Raw genomic sequence first — 17441 nt, 5'->3', positions numbered from 1 at the left:
GGCGCCCGCAGCGCTGCCTCCGAGGATTGGAGTCAGGTATGTCTTTCAAACGAATCTTTACCGCCAGTGCGTGTGTCGCGCTGATCGTGTTCCCTCTTGAGCAGGCCGCTGCCCAAGCAGGTGCCCAGGTGGTGCCGCTGTCGGCGGAGCAAGCGCGCTCGCTTGGTGTGCGCTTCAGCCCGGTCGAGAGTGCTTCCGTGCTGGAGGTGGGCACGCACGCGCGCGTCGTCTTCAAGCCGGATGCGCAATATGTAGTGGCGGCGCCGTACGCGGGCATGGTGCCGCGGGTGTTGGTGTCGGTCGGGCAAACCGTCCGTACAGGCCAGCCGCTGGCGGGCTTTCTGAGCCCGCAACTCTTCGAGACGAGCCGCGCACTTACGGAAGCCAATTCGCAGGCGCGGCTCGCACAGCAGTCACTCGCGCGCGACAAAGCCCTCTACGACGACGGCATCATCGCTGCAAGCCGCTGGCAGGCAACGCAGCGCGGGCCGCTGAAGCCAGCGCCATGGTCAAGGCGCGCAGGGCGGAGCTGGCTTCCGCAGGCATCGCATTCACCGGCGCGGGCGGTGAGGCGCAATTGGTTGCCAGCCGTGGCGGTGTCGTGTCGGAAGTGAACGCCGTTCCGGGCGCGCGAGTGGAAGCGGCGGCACCGCTTTTCAGGATCGTCGACCCGGCTGCCCTGGAGCTGGACCTGCTCGTCGGCCGCGATATACCGGTACCGGCAGCAGGCGATCGGGTGGAGGTCGCGCAACGCGGCGCGGGCGGCACCGTCATTGGTGTCGCGCCTTCCGGTGACGGCACGGCAGGCGTGCGGGTGCGCGCATCGCTGGAGCGACATGGAGACCTGCGCGCCGGAGAGAATGTCAACGTCACGCTCAAGCTGAGGGGGCAGGCCAACGCGAGCGCCCCCGGCCTGCTGCGGGTGCCTGTGGCTGCGCTGGTCTATGTGCGCGGCCTGCCAGGCGTGTTTGTCGCGACTGATAAAGGCTTCCGCTTCCAGGAGGTCGCTGTCGCCAGTACGGACGACGCCATCGCCGTCGTTCGTGCAAATCTTCCGGCCGGTGCGCGCGTAGCGGTGGCAGGTGTCGGTGCGCTCAAGGGCTTGCTGGCGGGAGAGCAGTGATGTTGCCCCGCCTGATTGAGTTTTCGTTGCGCCAGCGCGTGCTGGTGCTGATCGCGGCTGGCGTGCTGGCAGTGGCCGGCGTCTGGGCGTATCTGAACCTGCCGATCGACGCGTTTCCCGATATCTCGCCGACGCAGGTCAAAGTCGTGCTGAAGGTGCCGGGCATGACACCAGAGGAGGTTGAGCAGCGCGTTTCGACGCCCATCGAGCAGGAACTGCTCGGCCTGCCGCACAAGACGATCGTGCGCTCGGTGTCCAAGTACGGCATCAGCGATGTGACGGTCGATTTTGAAGAAGGGGTGGACGTTTACTGGGCACGCCAGCAGGTGTCGGAACGCCTGGCCGGCTTGGCGCGCGATCTGCCGTCGACGGCCGTGGGCGGCCTGGCGCCCATCACCACGCCGCTCGGCGAGATGTTCATGTTCACGGTGGAGGGCGATGGCTATTCCCTGGCCGAACGGCGCCGTGTGCTGGACTGGGTGATCCGGCCGGCGCTGCGCACCGTGCCGGGCGTGGCTGACGTTAACGCCCTCGGCGGCGAGGTGCGCAGCTATGAGGTGACACCTGATCCGGCCCGATTGCGCGCACGCGGCGTCACGCTCGAACAATTGCGTCAGGCGCTGGACGCCAACAATCGCAACGACGGAGCAGGGCGGCTGGACCGCGGAGACGAGCATTGGGTCGTGCGCGTAGAAGGTGGCGTGCGCGGGCTGGATGATCTGCGCGCGATTGTCGTGGTGCCGGCTCAGGGCGCGTCTTCCGCGCCTGCGGTCACGGTGGGCGATGTTGCGACCGTGCGGATGGGTGAGGCCACCCGCAACGGCGCCGTCAGCAAAGACGGCAACGGCGAGGCGGTTGAAGGACTGGTGCTGGGCCTGCGCGGCAGCGATGCGCGCAAGCTCGTGGAGGCGGTGCAGGCGCGGCTCGATGCGCTGGGCCCGCAACTGCCAAAGGGCATGTCGACCCACGTCTTCTACAACCGCGGCGAGCTCGTCACCCGCGCAGCCAATACCGTGGTTCGTGCGTTGATTGAAGCCAGCGTGCTGGTCGTCATCACGTTGTACCTGTTCCTGGGCGGGGTGCGGGCGGCGCTCGTTGTGGCGGCCACGCTGCCGCTGTCGATGCTGACGACGTTCCTGCTGATGCGCTACGTGGCCTGACGGCCAACCTGATGAGCCTCGGCGGCCTGGCCATTGCGCTGGGCATGCTCGTGGACGCCGCCGTCGTCGTGGTCGAGAACATCGAGACGGCCATGGCGCGTGCGCAAGACCACAACACAGATCCGGCGTTGCGCGGTGCGGTCATCCGCCACGCAGTGGCAACGGTGGCGGTACCGATGCTGTCGGGCGTGTCGATCATTGCCATCGTGTTTCTGCCGCTGCTGTCGTTGCAAGGTCTGGAGGGCAAGCTCTTCGGGCCGGTGGCGCTGACCATCGTGCTGGCGCTGGCTTCGTCCGTGGTGATTGCGTTTACGGTGGTTCCGGCGCTCGCTTCGTTGCTCTTGCTGGCGCATGCAGACGAGCCGCCCTGGCTGATGCGCAAGGTCGCGGGCGGCTTTGCGCGAATCCAGTCATGGACGACAACGCATCGCCGCACGGTGTTCGGTCTGGCCGTCGTGGCGCTGGCGCTGGCCGTCGTGCTGTACATGTCGGTCGGCAAGACGTTCATGCCAACGATGGATGAGGGCGATCTCATCGTTCAGCTGCAGAAGGCGCCGTCCGTTTCGCTCGCGGCGTCGCTCGACATGGACCAACGTGTGCAACAGGCGTTGCTCAAGGAGGTGCCGGAAATACGCTCGATCGTCGCGCGCTCGGGGTCGGATGATCTTGGCCTGGACCCGATGGGCCTGAATGAAACCGATACCTTCCTGGTACTCAAGCCCAAGGACCAGTGGCGCGGCAGCAAGGAAGACATCGCGATTGCGATCCGGCGTGTGATGGAACGCTTTCCCGGCGTCATCTACGGCTTCACACAGCCCATTGAGATGCGTGTCTCGGAGATGCTGACCGGCACGCGAGGCGACGTTGCCATCAAGCTGTTTGGAAGCGACCTTGCCGCCATCGACGCAGCTGCGCAGGCCATCGCGGCGAAGGTCCGCACCATCCCCGGCGCGGCCGAGGTGATTGCGCCCAGCAACAGCGGCGTGCAGTACCTGAAGGTGTCGCTGGACCGGGGGGCGGTCGGTCAGGCCGGCTTCTCCGGCGATGCCCTGCAGGCACAACTGCGCGCGCTGATTGAAGGTGACCGGATTGGCGTGGTGCCCGAAGGCATCGTCCGCACGCCGCTCATCTTGCGTGGCGGAGCGGGCTTGCGGCAGGCCCCAGAAAACCTAACCAGCCTTCTGGTGACGGCACCCGACGGCAAGGTATGGCCGCTCACGTCCCTCGCTCGCATCGAACGCGTAGACGGCCCCGTACGCATCAACCACGAAGACGGCGCCCGGTTTGCCGTAATCCAGGCCAATGTCGATGGTCGGGACCTCGCAGGTTTCGTGCAGGAAGCCCAGGCAGCGGTCGGTGGCATCGGTACGTTGCCGAAAGGGTTGCGTGTGGTGTGGGGCGGTCAGTTCGAGAACCAGCAACGCGCCGCAGCGCGCCTTGCGCTTGTGGTTCCACTTGCCCTGGGCGCGATCTTCCTCTTGCTGATGTTGACGTTCCGCTCGGTGCGGCAGGCCGTGCTGGTGGTCGCCAACATTCCGTTCGCACTCGTGGGCGGCATTGCAGCGCTGCGGATATCGGGCGAGTACCTCTCGGTGCCGGCCTCCGTCGGCTTCATCGCGTTGCTCGGGATCGCGGTGCTCAACGGGGTGGTGCTGGTGTCGCACTTCAACACGCTGCTGGAATCCGGTATTGGCATGGCGCAAGCCGTGCGCGACGGCGTGCGAGACCGCCTGCGGCCCGTCCTGATGACGGCCTGCATCACCGCGCTGGGGATGATTCCGCTCCTGCTGGCCAGCGGGCCAGGGTCAGAAATTCAGCGGCCGCTGGCGATCGTCGTATCGGGCGGGCTGATCTCTTCGACCGCGCTGACGCTGCTTCTTTTGCCCCTGCTGTTTGAACGTTTTGGGTTGCCTCGGCCGCGCATGGCCGCCGGGCAGGGAGAATCACAATGAAGTTGGATCTGATTCGCATCGTATTGGCAGGAGCGGGCGCGATGCTGCTTTGGATTGGCGCAGCGCAAGGGCAAGAGCAAGGTTCGCCGAGCTATCTACCCGCCGAGAGCGCCGTGCGCGAGGCCGTCGCACAGTCGCCCGACGTGCTGGCGGCAGAGGCCCGCCGCGATGCCGTACTGGCCCGCGCTGAAGGCATCCGCATGGGCACGGCGGAAACGGTGGTGCGCGCCATTGGCCAAGGCCGACAGGTGCGCGACCCTTCCGACCGCCATGCCGAAGGGCAGATTGCTGTGGAACGGCCATTGCGGCTATGGGGCAAAGCGCAAGCCGACGGGCAGCTTGCCGATGCGGCTACCGAGGCCGGCCAGCTTGCCGTCAAGGACGCGCGCCATGAGGCATCGCGGCAGATTCTGGCCCTCTGGTTTGCAGCCGTGCGCGCAGGCCAGGCACGCCAGGCGGCGCAGGAAAATGCCAAGGCCGCCGCCGATCTGGCGACGTTGACGGCGAGAAGGGTACAGCTGGGGGATGCCTCCCGCATGGAGTCCGAGCTGGCCGCAGCCGACCGCGCGCGCATGCAGGCCGCGCTGGCGACTGCCGAGGCGACGGAACGGACGGCGCAGGCAGAGCTGCAAGCCCGGTTTCCGGGACTGGGCCATCCCGCGTTGGGCGCCGATTCCGCGCTCCCAGCGTTGCCGCGCGATCCACACGATCCACCAGATCGTCTGCGCACCCAGTACATCCAGGACAGCCACGAATACCGGCTCGCCATGGCAGAAGAGGCGCAGGCGCAGCAGATGGCCAAGCGCGCCGATCTGGAGCGTCGGCCGGACCCGACCGTCGGGATGTTCGTTACGGTGGAGCGCGGCGGTGCCGAACGCATCATGGGGGTGAGCGTTGCCATGCCGATCGGGTCGGCGCACCGTCGCTCAGCGGCGGTGGCGGCCGCTGCCGATGCGGAAACGGCGGCACGGCGCAGGCTGGGCGCGGAGCGGCGGCTGGGTGCCGAATTCGACGTTCTCTACGGCAACTTGCAAGGCAAGCGGGCGAGCGCGCAAGCGCAGAAGGAAGCGGCTACGCTGCAGAAAAGCGCTTCCGACAGGGCAACCCGTGCGTATCGCGCAGGGGAGTCGGGCCTGACGGAGCTATTGGCGGCGCGCCGTAGCCTCGCCGAGGCTCAACTGGCCGAGAGGCTCGCCCGCGTCGACGTGCTGGAGGCAGACAGCCGCCTTCAGCTCGATCTGCATCGGATGTGGGACTTCGACGATTGATCCGCTGCAGGCTGACCTCTTGCTCAACACACTCTGGATAACGCTATGCAATCCGAACTGAAATATTCCCCCACCATGCGCGCGCTCCATTGGCTGGTGGCCCTGGCGGTGTTGATTGCCGTCGTGGCCATCGAAATCATGGACTTCTTCCCGAAAGGCAGCGCCGAGCGCGCAACGCTATTCATCGTTCACCAGACGGCGGGGCTCTCCGTGCTTGCGTTGATGGTGTTGCGCCTGTTGGCCCGGGTGGCCACACAGGCTCCGCCTCCGGTTCCGGGCACACCGCTGGTGCAGCTTGCGGCGCGACTCACGCATGGCGCGCTCTACGTGCTGATGGTCGGGATGCCCGTTCTGGGCCTGTTGGCACTGGCCTGGGGCGGCAAGCCGATTCAACCGTTCGGGCTGAATCTGCCGCTGGCGCTCACGCAAGACAAGACCTTGGCGCACTGGTCCAAGGAAATTCATGAGTCAGGCGCCACGCTGGTCTATATCGCAGTCGGGCTGCATGCCGCTGCGGCGCTCTGGCACGAGTTCATCCTGAAGGATCGGCTGCTGCGCCGCATGCTGTAGCCAACATGGGCACATGAGCACATGAAGACCGCGCCGACCACGGACTCCACGATGCACTCCACGCGCCTGCTCGCCAACGTTGCGTTGCTTGCCGTGTCGGCGCTGACGTTGGCGGCGGGATTATGGGCGCGTCATGTCGGTGCCGATGCGCTGGCGCAGCAACTCTGGCTGATCGGCGTGGTGCCGAACTGGCTGGCCTTGGCGGTCGCGATTGTCCAGTCGTTGATGCGACGGCAGGCCGGCGTGGATGTGCTGGCCGTGATGTCGATCAGCTTTGCGCTGCTGTCTGGCGAGGTGCTGGTCGCGGCGGTCATTGCGTTGATGCTCGCGACGGGCCGCACGTTGGAAGACTTCGCCCAGGCGCGTGCGCAGCGCGAGATGACCGCGTTGCTCGGCCACGCGCCCAAGCGGGCGAATCGCTTCGACGACGGTCAGTGGCGCCAGGTCAGTCTGGAGACGGTGCAAGCCGGTGACCGGTTGCTGGTGCGACACGGCGAAGTCGTACCGGTGGACGGTACGCTGTCCGAGCCCGCCGATCTCGATGAATCCACGTTGACCGGAGAATCGCTCACCCGTCATCGTTTGCCCGCAGATGCCATTTGCAGCGGCGTGCTCAATGTGGGCGCCGCTTTCGAAATGATCGCGAGCGCGTCAGCTGAGAAGAGCACGTTTGCCGGCGTTGTCCGCCTCGTCGGTGCGGCGCAGTCAGAGCGCAGCCCTTCGGTGAGGCTGGCTGACCGTTATGCCTTCGCCTTTGGCTGCGTCGCCATTCTTCTGGCCGGGGCAAGCTGGATCCTCACGGGTGATCCGGCGCTTTGTCTTGCCGTGCTCGTCGTTGCCACGCCGTGTCCGTTGATCCTTGCGGTGCCGGTCGCTATCGTTTCCGGGTTGTCGCGTTGCGCCAAACGGGGCGTACTGGTCAAAGGCGGCAGCGCGCTGGAGCGACTGGCATTGGCCGACACGCTGTTCTTCGACAAAACGGGCACGCTCACCAGCGGATATGCACGATTGGTCGACGTTGAATGCGCACCGCAGTACGCGCCGGAGGTTGTGCTTGGGCTTGCGGGATCACTCGCGCAGGCGTCGAACCACGTTACGGCAGAAGCCGTCGCCAAGGCCGCGCGGGAGCAGGGCGCCACGCTGCGATTGCCAAGCGCCGTTGAGGAGAGTCCAGGCGCTGGCGTCTGCGGCCGCGTTGAGGGGCATGTCGTTTCCATCGGCGCGTTGCCTTATGTCTTGGGTTCGGCCGCCGTGCCGGCCTGGGTGGAAGCGTTCGTCAAGCGCGTGAGCTATGCCGGTGCGTCAGCCGTTTTTGTCGGTGTGGATGGCGCACTGGTGGGCGCATTGCAGTTGATCGACCGCGTTCGCCTTGAAGCGCCTCGAGCGCTGCGCCTCCTGCGTCGAGAAGGCATCGCACGGCAGGCGATGTTGACCGGCGATCGGCCAGACGTTGCCGATTCGGTCGGATCAATGCTGGGGGTGACGGAGATCTATGCGGCGTTGTCACCGGCGGCCAAGCTCGCGGCGATTCGGGATGCCCGCGCCAATGGCACGGTCATCATGGTCGGTGATGGCGTCAACGATGCACCTGCGCTGGCCGCAGCGGATATTGGCGTGGCCATGGGTGCACGCGGCGCTGCCGCCTCTTCGGAGGCCGCGGACATTGTCTTGTTGGTGGACCGCCTGGACCGGCTCGTTGATGCGGTCCGGATCGCACACCGCACACGCCGCATCGCGTTGCAGAGCGTGATGATCGGCATGTCGTTGTCGCTGGCCGCCATGGTTGTCGCAGCGCTGGGCCATCTACCGCCGTTGGCGGGCGCGCTGCTGCAGGAAGTGATTGATGTATTGGCGATCGCCAACGCATTACGCGCGCTGTTGCCCAATCAAGCTGAAGCGACTCGTTCAATGATCTCTGCAGACGTCGAACGTCTGAAGGCCGAACACGCCGAGCTGGAGCCCATTCTCAGTCGGATCCGCGTCGTTGCAGACGCGCTGCCCCATATGGCGGGCGCTGCTGCAAAAGCCGCGCTGCTATCGCTCAACCAATCCTTGGCAGATGTCCTGGTGCCGCATGAGCGCAGAGACGACACCCAGCTGTACCCGGACGTCGCGCGCCTGCTCGGCGGAGACGACCCGATGGCGGCAATGAGCGCCATGCATCGCGAGATATTCCGCGTGACGAACCTGTTGGGCCGTATCGTGGCGGATGTTTCCCCCGACGGACCTGATGCCTCCGTCACGCAAGAGTTGCAACGCCTGCTGTATGGGCTCGATGCCATCCTGCGGCTGCATTGCGCGCAAGAAGACGAACTGTTCCACGTGCTCAGTGGAGAGCCATCACCGCCATGACAAACCTGCTCGCGTTGTTCGCGACCATCTTCTTGCTGAACGTGATGCCGGCCTTCGCACCGCCGACGTGGATGGTCATGTCTTGGGTTGGCTTCTCGCGGCCCGATGCGAACCCGGAGCTTCTTGCGGGCGTTGCTGCCTGCGCGGCAACTCTTGGGCGCTTGGTCCTTGCGCGGCTCTCTTGCACGCTTGTACGCAACCGCTGGATGCGCGAGGCGGATCGTCAGAACATCGACGTGGTGCGAGCCTGGTTGGAAGAGCGCAAGGGTATGACGGTCGGCCTGATGCTCGCTTACGCGTTCAGCCCGTTCCCATCCAACTATGTCTTCATCGCGTACGGTTTGACCGGGATGCGGCTATGGCTGATCGGCGTGCCGTTCTTCATCGGCCGCTGGATCAGCTATCTGACCTGGACGCACATTGCCCAGATCGGCGCCCGTTATCTGGATGCGGAGACGGAGATCGATGGAGCGTATATGGGCGTGTACTTCGTCGTGTCGCAGGTCGTGTTTCTAGCGCTCGTTTACGGGTTCGCCAAAGTGGATTGGCGGCACTTTTTACAAACGAAGCGTCTGCGCTGGCGGCACCGGGAATCGCTCGCATCGGCATCCGAAGACACACAAACAAAAGCAGGGCGATGAGTTGAGTCTGGACGAGCTGGCCCGGCACCGCAGCGACGATGCGTTTTTTACCGGCGCCTGGGCGCCACGTTTGCACCCATGGGAAGTCCATCCTGACGTTGCGCCCGCGGTAAAAGGTGCGGCCGCGTCTGCAACACCCTACAATGCCGTGGCTGGCGGCCCGCCGGCTTCCCCACCTGGCGGCTCTAATGCAACTGCCCTACGGCGTATTAAAGGTCCTTCCTGAACCGTATATCGTCGTAGACGAGCGGCTCTTCATCGTTTTCGCGAATACGGCGGCGCGCGACACGCTCATGCTCCCACTTCAAGAGGGGCAAGCGCTCGATCTGCAAGCGGATACGCTTCTCGATGCCATTTCGGGTGTCATTCAGCGCGCTTCTGCGCAAACGATTGAATTCCATGGACGCAGCGGTGCCCGCTTCCAAGCGGAGATCCTGCCTGACGACGAAGAAGCATCGCCCGGTCGCGCCATCATTCGGTTCCACCGCGTTTCTGAGCACCGCCGGGGCAGTGGCCGCGCTGACGACGCGTTTCAAGACGAAGCCATGCTTCGCATGGCTGTTGAAGCGGCCGAGATCGGCACGTTCTACTGCCCGATGCCGCTGGACAAGATCGTCTGGAATGCGAAGTGCAAAGAGCATTTCTGGCTTCCGCCCGATGCAGAGGTCGACATCGGCGTTTTCTATGCGCGGTTGCATCCAGACGATGTCGAACATACGCGCGAGGCCGTCGAAGCGGCCGTGTACCGCGCCATGCCCTATGACATCGAATACCGCACGCTGTCGCCGTCGGGTGACGTGCGTTGGGTGCGGGCGATGGGCCGCACGCGGTATTCCGAATCCGGCGACCCCGCCCAGTTTGACGGGATCACGATCGACATCACCAAGCAGAAACTGGTGGAGAAGGAGCGGGACCGGCTGCTGGAGCACGAGCGGCTTCGCCGGCAGGAAGCGCAAACCGCAAGCTCGCTCAAGGACTCGTTGATCGCGACGGTGTCGCATGAACTCCGCACGCCGCTCAATGCAATCAAAGCCTGGACCGAGGTGCTGGCAGCCAAGGCGACCGACCCTGAGGCTGTCATGCGGTGTGTCGAGGTGCTGCATCGAAACATCGATGCACAGGCACGACTCGTCGACGATCTGTTGGACGTCAATCGAGCCGCAACCGACAAACTGGTCATTGAAACTGAGCCGCTGCGCATCGAGAACATTGTCTCGGCGGAGGTCCAAAGTTGGATGCCGATTGCGCAACGCAAGCAGATCGATCTGCGCTATCGGCTCGAAGCCGGGGGCGGCGTGGTGGGTGACGCGGTACGTCTGCGCCAGATCATCTCGAACGTGCTCAGCAATGCAATGCGCTACACGCCTGCGGGTGGGCACATCGATGTTGTTGTCACCTTGGACGGCCCCTTCGTGAAGGTGGCAATGTCCGACAGCGGCAAGGGCATCCCGCAGGAGAAGCTTGAAACGATTTTTGAGCCGTTTGCGCAGCTGGGCGTGTCGCGTCCCAAGGATCACGGCGGGTTGGGTCTCGGGCTCGCCATTGCGCGCAAGCTCGCCACGCTGCACGGCGGCACATTGACAGCGACGAGCGCCGGCGACGGGCTGGGCGCCACATTCGTGCTGGCTGTGCCGCTTGAGGCCGTCGGCGCTGCGACGATGGGCGCGGTCGGCTCCGGCTCGGAGAGTCTTCTGGCAGAAGTGCCAGTCGCCGCGTTGATGCTGGCGCCGCACACCGCTGTATCGGTGTCGTGACATTCCCAACGGCGATTTCATTGCCAAGGCGTAGCGGACTTCTTTTGCTTTGACGCGTTTGCTCGGCCCGTGAGTCGGGAATGCGTTGATATTTGTGTTCGAAATGGCGAGCGGAAGGACACAGAACACGGCCTTGCATCCCTATACTCGGCACTGACTCCATAGCCAAGCTGAACGCCAATGTCGCCGGCCAGTTTCGTTTCATGAATCTGGAATATCGCGCAGCCGACGTGGCCATCGCGGGTGGCGGCACGACGGCGCTCGCCTGCGTCTTGGCTCAAAGCGCAACCGGTGGACCACGGCGTTCACAGCAACTTGGTCGACTGGCTGGACAACGCCGGGCAGGGGGCAGATCCGCAAGGGGAGGGCGCTGGCAGAGGAACTTGATGCGCCGAGGACGTGCGTGCGCGGCTGGAGACGCTGTAGACCCAAGCTGTGCTGCACTGTCCCGATTTCGATTGACATGAGCCTTGAACAACCGTGCGTATATTGCTGACCGGAGGCACCGGCTTGATCGGCCGGGCGCTTTGCCGTTATTGGGTGGCGGCCGGCCATGAGCTCGTTGTCTGGAGTCGTACGCCGCTACGTGTGCCGACGCTGTGTTCCGGTGCGCAAGGGGTGGCCGCTCTGCGCGAGCTTGATGACGCGGAGCCGTTCGATGCAGTGGTCAACCTGGCCGGCGCACCGATCGCCGACCGCCCGTGGACCGCGCGGAGGCGGCAGGTTCTATGGCGCAGCCGCATCGACCTGACCCGCGAACTCGTGGACTGGCTGGGCGATAGCGTGCTGCGTCCCCGCGTGCTCGTCTCGGCTTCTGCAACGGGCTGGTATGGCGACCGCGGGAACGAGCGCCTCGACGAGGGTAGCGATCCGGGCGGAAGCGATTTTGGCAGCAGGCTTTGCGTGGCCTGGGAGCAAGAGGCCGAGCGTGCCGAGCACCTGGGCATGCGTGTTGGCCTGCTGCGGACGGCGCCAATACTTGCCCGCGGCGGCGGAATGTTGCCGAAGCTGCTGGTGCCGTTCAGCTTGGGCCTCGGTGGCCGTTTAGGGGACGGACGGCAATGGGCACCGTGGATCCATCTGGATGACGAGGTCGGACTGATCGACTTTCTGCTGCGCACGGAAGACTGCCGAGGTGTGTTCAATGCGTGCGCGCCACATGCCGTGTGCAATAGGGAATTTGCACAGGCCTTGGCGCGGGCGCTTCACCGCCCAATGCTTTTTCCTGTTCCCGCATGGGCGTTGCGCGTGGCGCTACGGGAAATGTCGATCCTGTTGCTGGGAAGCCAGCATGTTGAGCCCGCACGCGCCATGCAGGCTGGCTATCGGTTTCGGTTTCCGCGTCTGGAGGACGCATTGGCTGATCTGCTGAACGCCCGGTGCATGGCTGGCGGCTAGATGCTTGCGCGGCGCAGGCGCAGCGCGTTGGATACCACCGAAACCGAACTCAGGCTCATCGCAAGCGCCGCGATCATCGGGGACAGCAGCAAGCCAGTCGTGCTGTACAGAACACCGGCCGCGAGCGGTACCCCCAAGGCGTTGTAGACGAACGCAAAACCGAGGTTTTGCTTCATGTTGCCAATCGTCGCCTCGGACAGCGCCCGTGCGCGTGCGATGCCGCGCAGATCGCCTTTGAGGAGCGTGACCTGCGCGCTGTTCATGGCGACATCCGTGCCGGTGCCCATGGCGATTCCGACATCGGCCTTCGCCAATGCTGGTGCATCGTTGATCCCGTCGCCGGCCATCGCCACTGTTCTGCCTTCGCTTTGGAGTCTTGTCACGAGCGCCAGCTTATCGGCGGGCCTGACTTCTCCGTGAAATTCGGTGATGCCCAATGATTGAGCGACCGCCTTTGCCGTTGCCGCGCCGTCGCCTGTGGCCATCACCACGCGGATGCCCTTGTCCTTGAGCTGCGCCAACGCCTCGACCGTGGTCGGTTTGACCGGATCGGAGACGGCGAGCAAACCGGCAAGCATGCCGTCTGCGGCCAGGTACATGACGCTTGCGCCGCGGGTGCGTAGTTCGTCCGCGGACCGGGCCAATGCGGTTGCGTCAACACGCTCTTGCTCCATCAACACGGCGTTGCCCAGCGCGAGCCTCTTTCCCCCGACCGAACCGCGTACGCCGATGCCGCTGCTGGACTCGAAATCCTCGGCGTTCTGCAAAGACAATCCGCGCGCTTTCGCGGCCTCGACAATGGCCGCCGCCAAAGGGTGCTCGCTGCCCTGGTCGAGACTGGCCGCCAGGCGGAGCACTTCGGACGCATCGAAACCGTTGGCGCCCAAGCTGCGCTCAAACGCAGGCTTGCCTTGCGTGAGCGTTCCGGTCTTGTCGACGACGAGGGTGTCTACCTTGCGCAGATTCTCGATGGCGGCCGCGTCGCGAAACAGGATGCCGTTCGTGGCGCCCTTGCCGCTTGCCACCATGATCGACATTGGGGTGGCGAGGCCCAATGCGCACGGGCACGCGATGATCAACACGGCAACCGCATTGATGAGCCCATACACCCAGCTTGGCTGCGGCCCAAAAAATCCCCAGGCAAAGAAGGTGAGCACCGCAATGGCAACCACAGCAACAACGAAGCCTCCCGCGACCTTATCGGCCATGCGCTGCATGGGTGCCTTGGAGCGCTGCGCTTGAGCGACCAACTGAACGATCTGCGAGAGGACAGTCTCGGAGCCCACTTTCTCCGATTCGATGATCAAGCTCCCTGCGGTGTTCATGGTCGCGCCAATCACGTGGTCGCCCACTCGCTTCGTCACAGGAATAGGCTCGCCGGTAATCATCGATTCGTCGACGGAACTTGCGCCCTCGATCACGATGCCGTCGGTGGGCACTTTCTCACCGGGGCGCACGCGCAGGCGGTCGCCCGCGTGTACGTCGGCCAAGGGCACATCTGCCTCGGTGCCGTCTGCGTTGACACGCCGTGCCGTTTTGGGGGCAAGCCCAAGCAGCGACTTGATTGCCGCTGACGTCTGCGAGCGCGCCTTCAACTCCAGAAGTTGACCCACCAGCGTGAGCGAAATAATGACCGCCGCCGCTTCAAAGTAGACACCGATGCGACCATGCTCCGCGAACGTCTGTGGAAACGTGCCTGGCGCGATGGTGGCGATCACACTGTAGAGATAGGCCGCGCCGGCACCCAGGCCAATGAGCGTCCACATGTTGGGACTGCGATGCATGAACGACTGAGCGCATCGCTTGAAAAAGGGATAGCCCGCCCAGAGCACGACGGGCGTCGAGAGGGCCAGCTCGATCCAGCTTTGCTGCGGGGCGTCCATCCAGCCGTATCGGTGTCCGAACATCGCCAGGATGAAAGCTGCAACGGTAAGCGGCAGCGTCCACCAGAAGCGGCGTTGGAAGTCTTCCAGCTCGGGGTTCTCTTCGTCACCCAGTTCCGGAACCATCGGTTCCAGCGTCATACCGCAGATCGGACAATTGCCTGGGCGGTCCTGCCGGATTTCCGGATGCATCGGGCAGGTGTAGACGGTCCCGGCTCGGGCGCCGGCGGAAGAGGGCGCAACGCGGTCTGCGTCGATCTGCCCGATGGGCGATGTTGTAGCTCGGTCGTGCCGGTGCATCACATCGTGCCCTTCATGATGATGGCCGGCATGTCCGTCATGCGAACGCGTGTGATCGTGCTCGGCAGCGTGGATGTGGCGGTGCTCTTCCATTGAGATTGGCTCCTTCCTATGCGTTCGCCCGCTGCCAGATGCACTTGCTTTCGGGGCAGCACACGTTTCGTACGCTCAGAAAACGATAAACCCTCCCATGCAGGGAGGGTCAACGGGATTTTTTTGTGCGGAAGGCGGCAGATGCACGCAATGTCAATGTAGATGGCCGGCACGAGCCGCCATTGATGCATGTCAACGGCGCATCAGCACGTAGCTTTGACATCCAGATGTCGTGTAATTAGGATTATGTAAAATAAATGCAACGCCCGCAGGCGCCGACAGCATCTCTCCCATCCGGTTTTTTCGACAAGAAGACTTGTCACCGCAAATTGCATCGGACAGCATGCCGAGCCGCAATCCACTCTTCATTCGTCGGCTCTACCGCCACGCGGATGCGGCTCGCAGAACTGGAAATGATTGCGGCATGCGCTTGGTTGGCTGCGTCATCCAGCTCGGCCCCCAGGTAACCCAGTGCACCGACAACGCGTTCGCGCAGTACGGCGTTGTGTTCGCCGATACCGGCCGTGAATACCAGGAAATCCAGCCCGCCCAGCACCGCCACCAAGGCGCCGATCTCGCGGACGATACGGCGCACGTAGAGCGCCAGCGCTGCCTGGGCGCGCGGGTTGTCGGCTTCGTGCGAAATGAGTTCGCGCGGGTCGGAAGACAGCCCCGACACGCCAAGCAGACCCGATTCGTGATACAGCACGTGCCCGACCTGTGCCGGGGAAAGATGCTCCGTCTCCATCATGTAGAGCACCGCACCCGGATCCAGCGAGCCGCATCGCGTGCCCATCATCAGGCCTTCGAGTGCGGAAAACCCCATCGTTGTGGCCACGCTCTTGAGCCCGTGCATTGCACACAGGCTGGCACCGCTGCCGAGGTGCGCGACGATGGTTCGCCCGCGGGCGATATCGCCATGCCGTTCGGGCAAGGCAATCGACATGTATTCGTACGACAGCCCATGAAAGCCATAACGCCGCAGGCCGCGCTCCCATGCCTTGTAAGGCAACGGCAGCATCGTCTCGACCTGCGGCAGCGTGCTGTGGAACGCGGTATCGAAGCAGGCGACTTGCGGCACGTCAGGCAAGTTCGACAGAAGCGCCTCGATGGCTTCCAGTGCAAATGGCTGATGCAGCGGCGCCAGCGGAATGTAGCTGCGTAGATCGGACAGCACCTCCGCGTCCACGCGTACCGGCGCAAAGTACTTGGCGCCGCCATGCACCACCCGATGCGCCACGGCCATTAGGCGACGGCCGTCCAGCCTTTGCTCGACACGTCGGCGAATGTGCACGAGCGCGGCGTGATACGGCTGCGCACTGTCAAGTTGGAGCGCGTGTGTCGGCGCGCCTGCCTCAGTTGCGGTGGGGTGTTCAGTGCCGATCCCCTCCACTTTGCCGTTCCACATAGGCGTACGCGGCAACGGGTCCAAGGTGGCGTCGAACAACGCAAACTTGATGCTCGACGAGCCGCAGTTCAGTACGACGATGCAATCGTTCATGGCGGTAAGTTGCGGTAGCGGTGAGCCAGCAATGTGGCAAGCGCGCACGACGCGATGCGCGATTCGCGTGAGTCGGCACGGCTGGTCAACACAATGGGCACGCGGGCGCCGAGCACAATGCCCGCGCTGGCGGCCCCGCCCAGGTATTCCAACTGTTTGGCGAGCATGTTGCCGCTTTCGAGATCGGGCACCACGAGCACATCGGCCTGCCCTGCCACTTCCGACACGATGCCCTTGATGCGCGCGGCCGCGGCAGATACTGCGTTATCGAAGGCCAATGGCCCGTCCAGCACCCCGCCCTCAATCTGACCGCGATCCGCCATTTTGCACAGCGCAGCCGCATCGAGCGTGGCGGGCATGCGCGGGTTCACGGTTTCGACCGCCGCAAGGATCGCCACCCGAGGCCGTTCCACGCCAATCGCATGGGCCAGATCGATGGCGTTGCGCACGATGTCCGCCTTCTGGTCGAGGGTCGGCGTGATGTTGATGGCGGCATCCGTCACGATAAACGGGCGCGGATACGCGGGGGACTGCATGAGGAAGCAATGGCTGATCCGGCGCTTGGTACGCAGCCCAGCCTCTTCGCGCACGACCGCCGCCATCAGTTCATCGGTATGCAGGCTGCCCTTCATGAGCGCCTCTGCCCTGCCCTGCGTGACAAGCTCCACTGCGCGGGTGGCAGCGGCGCTGCTGTGCGGCACGTCTTCAATCTCGATGCCACGGAGGTCGAGGCCGGCTTCGGCGGCTACGCGCATCAGCTTGGCATATGGCGCGACGAGACAAGGCACGATCAGCCCTTCAGCGCGCGCGTCCATCACGGCAGACAGGCTCAGCACATCGCACGGGTGAACGACAGCCATGTGAATCGCACCAAGAGGCCGCACATGGTCGAGCAGCCGATGGATACCGTCACTGCCGGTGGTGATGCGCACGTCCGGCAGTGTGGTACGCGGACGCTCGATCCGCTCGGTGGGCGCGATGACCTCCGCCTCGCCCGCGATGGCCACTGTGCCGCTGTCGTTCGTACACGTGCATGCCAGCTTGACGCGCTTTCTTTCGTCCTCTTTGCTGACCACCGTCACGCGGATGGTCAACGTGTCGCCAATGCGCACCGGTGCCAGGAATTGCAGCGTCTGCCCAAGGTAGATCGTTCCCGGGCCCGGCAAACGGGTCCCGAGCAAGGCGGAGATGAGCGCTCCGCCCAGCATGCCGTGGGCGATCACGCCATGAAAGCGCGTGGATGCGGCAAATTCCGGGTCGAGGTGCTGGGGGTTGACGTCCCCCGACAGCACGGCAAAGAGCTGGATGTCCTCTGCCGTGAGCGTGCGCAGGATGGCTGCGGTGTCGCCAACGGCAATTTCGTCAAAGGTGCGATTGCGCACCACGCTGAGGTCGCTGCCCGGCAGGAGCGCCGGAGATGCAGGCAGATGATCGGGGCCCATGTGC

The 17441-nt window shown here is 64.4% G+C and carries 9 protein-coding genes and 2 pseudogenes; 8 read left to right on the top strand and 3 right to left on the bottom strand.

Annotation, left to right across the window (positions count from 1 at the left end; genetic code table 11):
• Positions 1 to 38: 38 nt before the first annotated feature.
• From FUT88_RS17660 to FUT88_RS17625, 8 genes and pseudogenes are all read left to right on the top strand, one after another.
• Positions 39 to 1123: pseudogene (locus FUT88_RS17660) on the top strand (efflux RND transporter periplasmic adaptor subunit).
• Positions 1123 to 4235 (top strand): annotated as a pseudogene (locus FUT88_RS17655) (efflux RND transporter permease subunit). The pseudogenes FUT88_RS17660 and FUT88_RS17655 overlap by 1 nt, the downstream one beginning before the upstream one ends.
• Positions 4232 to 5503 (top strand): TolC family protein, encoded by a 1272-nt coding sequence (locus tag FUT88_RS17650; RefSeq protein WP_147217031.1) that lies wholly within the window; start codon positions 4232 to 4234, stop codon positions 5501 to 5503. Before FUT88_RS17655 ends, FUT88_RS17650 begins: the two are co-directional and overlap by 4 nt.
• 45 nt (positions 5504 to 5548) lie before the next feature.
• Positions 5549 to 6073: a cytochrome b gene (locus tag FUT88_RS17645; RefSeq protein WP_147217029.1), complete on the top strand. Its 525-nt coding sequence runs from the start codon at positions 5549 to 5551 to the stop codon at positions 6071 to 6073.
• A 51-nt stretch (positions 6074 to 6124) separates the two neighbouring features.
• Entirely contained in the window at positions 6125 to 8425 is a 2301-nt protein-coding gene (locus FUT88_RS17640) for a heavy metal translocating P-type ATPase (protein WP_147217132.1), read from the top strand.
• A complete protein-coding gene (locus tag FUT88_RS17635) occupies positions 8422 to 9066 on the top strand; it encodes a hypothetical protein (RefSeq protein WP_147217027.1) in 645 nt (214 codons plus the stop codon). The genes FUT88_RS17640 and FUT88_RS17635 overlap by 4 nt, the downstream gene beginning before the upstream one ends.
• A gap of 143 nt (positions 9067 to 9209) precedes the next feature.
• Positions 9210 to 10820, top strand: a complete 1611-nt coding sequence (locus FUT88_RS17630; RefSeq protein ID WP_147217025.1) for a sensor histidine kinase — start codon at positions 9210 to 9212, stop codon at positions 10818 to 10820.
• Positions 10821 to 11300: 480 nt separating this feature from the next.
• Positions 11301 to 12218 (top strand): TIGR01777 family oxidoreductase, encoded by a 918-nt coding sequence (locus FUT88_RS17625; RefSeq protein WP_147217023.1) that lies wholly within the window; start codon positions 11301 to 11303, stop codon positions 12216 to 12218.
• On the opposite strand, the gene FUT88_RS17620 is transcribed toward FUT88_RS17625, so the two are convergent.
• The 3 genes from FUT88_RS17620 to FUT88_RS17610 all read right to left on the bottom strand — a co-directional run bounded on the left by FUT88_RS17620 (position 12215) and on the right by FUT88_RS17610 (position 17437).
• The gene (locus tag FUT88_RS17620) at positions 12215 to 14494 is read right to left on the bottom strand and encodes a copper-transporting P-type ATPase (protein WP_147217021.1); all 2280 of its coding nucleotides are present in this window, start codon (positions 14492 to 14494) and stop codon (positions 12215 to 12217) included. The two genes, FUT88_RS17625 and FUT88_RS17620, sit on opposite strands and share 4 nt — an antisense overlap.
• 319 nt (positions 14495 to 14813) lie before the next feature.
• The gene (locus tag FUT88_RS17615) at positions 14814 to 15995 is read right to left on the bottom strand and encodes an acetate/propionate family kinase (protein WP_147217019.1); all 1182 of its coding nucleotides are present in this window, start codon (positions 15993 to 15995) and stop codon (positions 14814 to 14816) included.
• Positions 15992 to 17437 carry a bifunctional enoyl-CoA hydratase/phosphate acetyltransferase gene (locus FUT88_RS17610; protein WP_147217017.1) on the bottom strand — a complete coding sequence of 482 codons (1446 nt, stop codon included), beginning with the start codon at positions 17435 to 17437 and terminating at the stop codon, positions 15992 to 15994. Before FUT88_RS17610 ends, FUT88_RS17615 begins: the two co-directional genes overlap by 4 nt.
• Positions 17438 to 17441: the final 4 nt, after the last annotated feature.

Origin of the sequence: Ralstonia sp. TCR112 (assembly GCF_007997035.1) — a bacterium.
Classification (GTDB): domain Bacteria; phylum Pseudomonadota; class Gammaproteobacteria; order Burkholderiales; family Burkholderiaceae; genus Ralstonia; species Ralstonia edaphi.
The sequence above is the reverse complement of the archived record's forward strand: the minus strand, read 5'-3'. Positions and strand labels throughout refer to the sequence as shown.

Coding starts and splice junctions, on each gene's coding strand:
- FUT88_RS17650 (WP_147217031.1), top strand. CDS start 4,232: ATGAAGTTGGATCTGATTCGCATCGTATTGGCAGGAGCGGGCGCGATG.
- FUT88_RS17645 (WP_147217029.1), top strand. CDS start 5,549: ATGCAATCCGAACTGAAATATTCCCCCACCATGCGCGCGCTCCATTGG.
- FUT88_RS17640 (WP_147217132.1), top strand. CDS start 6,125: ATGCACTCCACGCGCCTGCTCGCCAACGTTGCGTTGCTTGCCGTGTCG.
- FUT88_RS17635 (WP_147217027.1), top strand. CDS start 8,422: ATGACAAACCTGCTCGCGTTGTTCGCGACCATCTTCTTGCTGAACGTG.
- FUT88_RS17630 (WP_147217025.1), top strand. CDS start 9,210: ATGCCGTGGCTGGCGGCCCGCCGGCTTCCCCACCTGGCGGCTCTAATG.
- FUT88_RS17620 (WP_147217021.1), bottom strand. CDS start 14,494: ATGGAAGAGCACCGCCACATCCACGCTGCCGAGCACGATCACACGCGT.
- FUT88_RS17615 (WP_147217019.1), bottom strand. CDS start 15,995: ATGAACGATTGCATCGTCGTACTGAACTGCGGCTCGTCGAGCATCAAG.
- FUT88_RS17610 (WP_147217017.1), bottom strand. CDS start 17,437: ATGGGCCCCGATCATCTGCCTGCATCTCCGGCGCTCCTGCCGGGCAGC.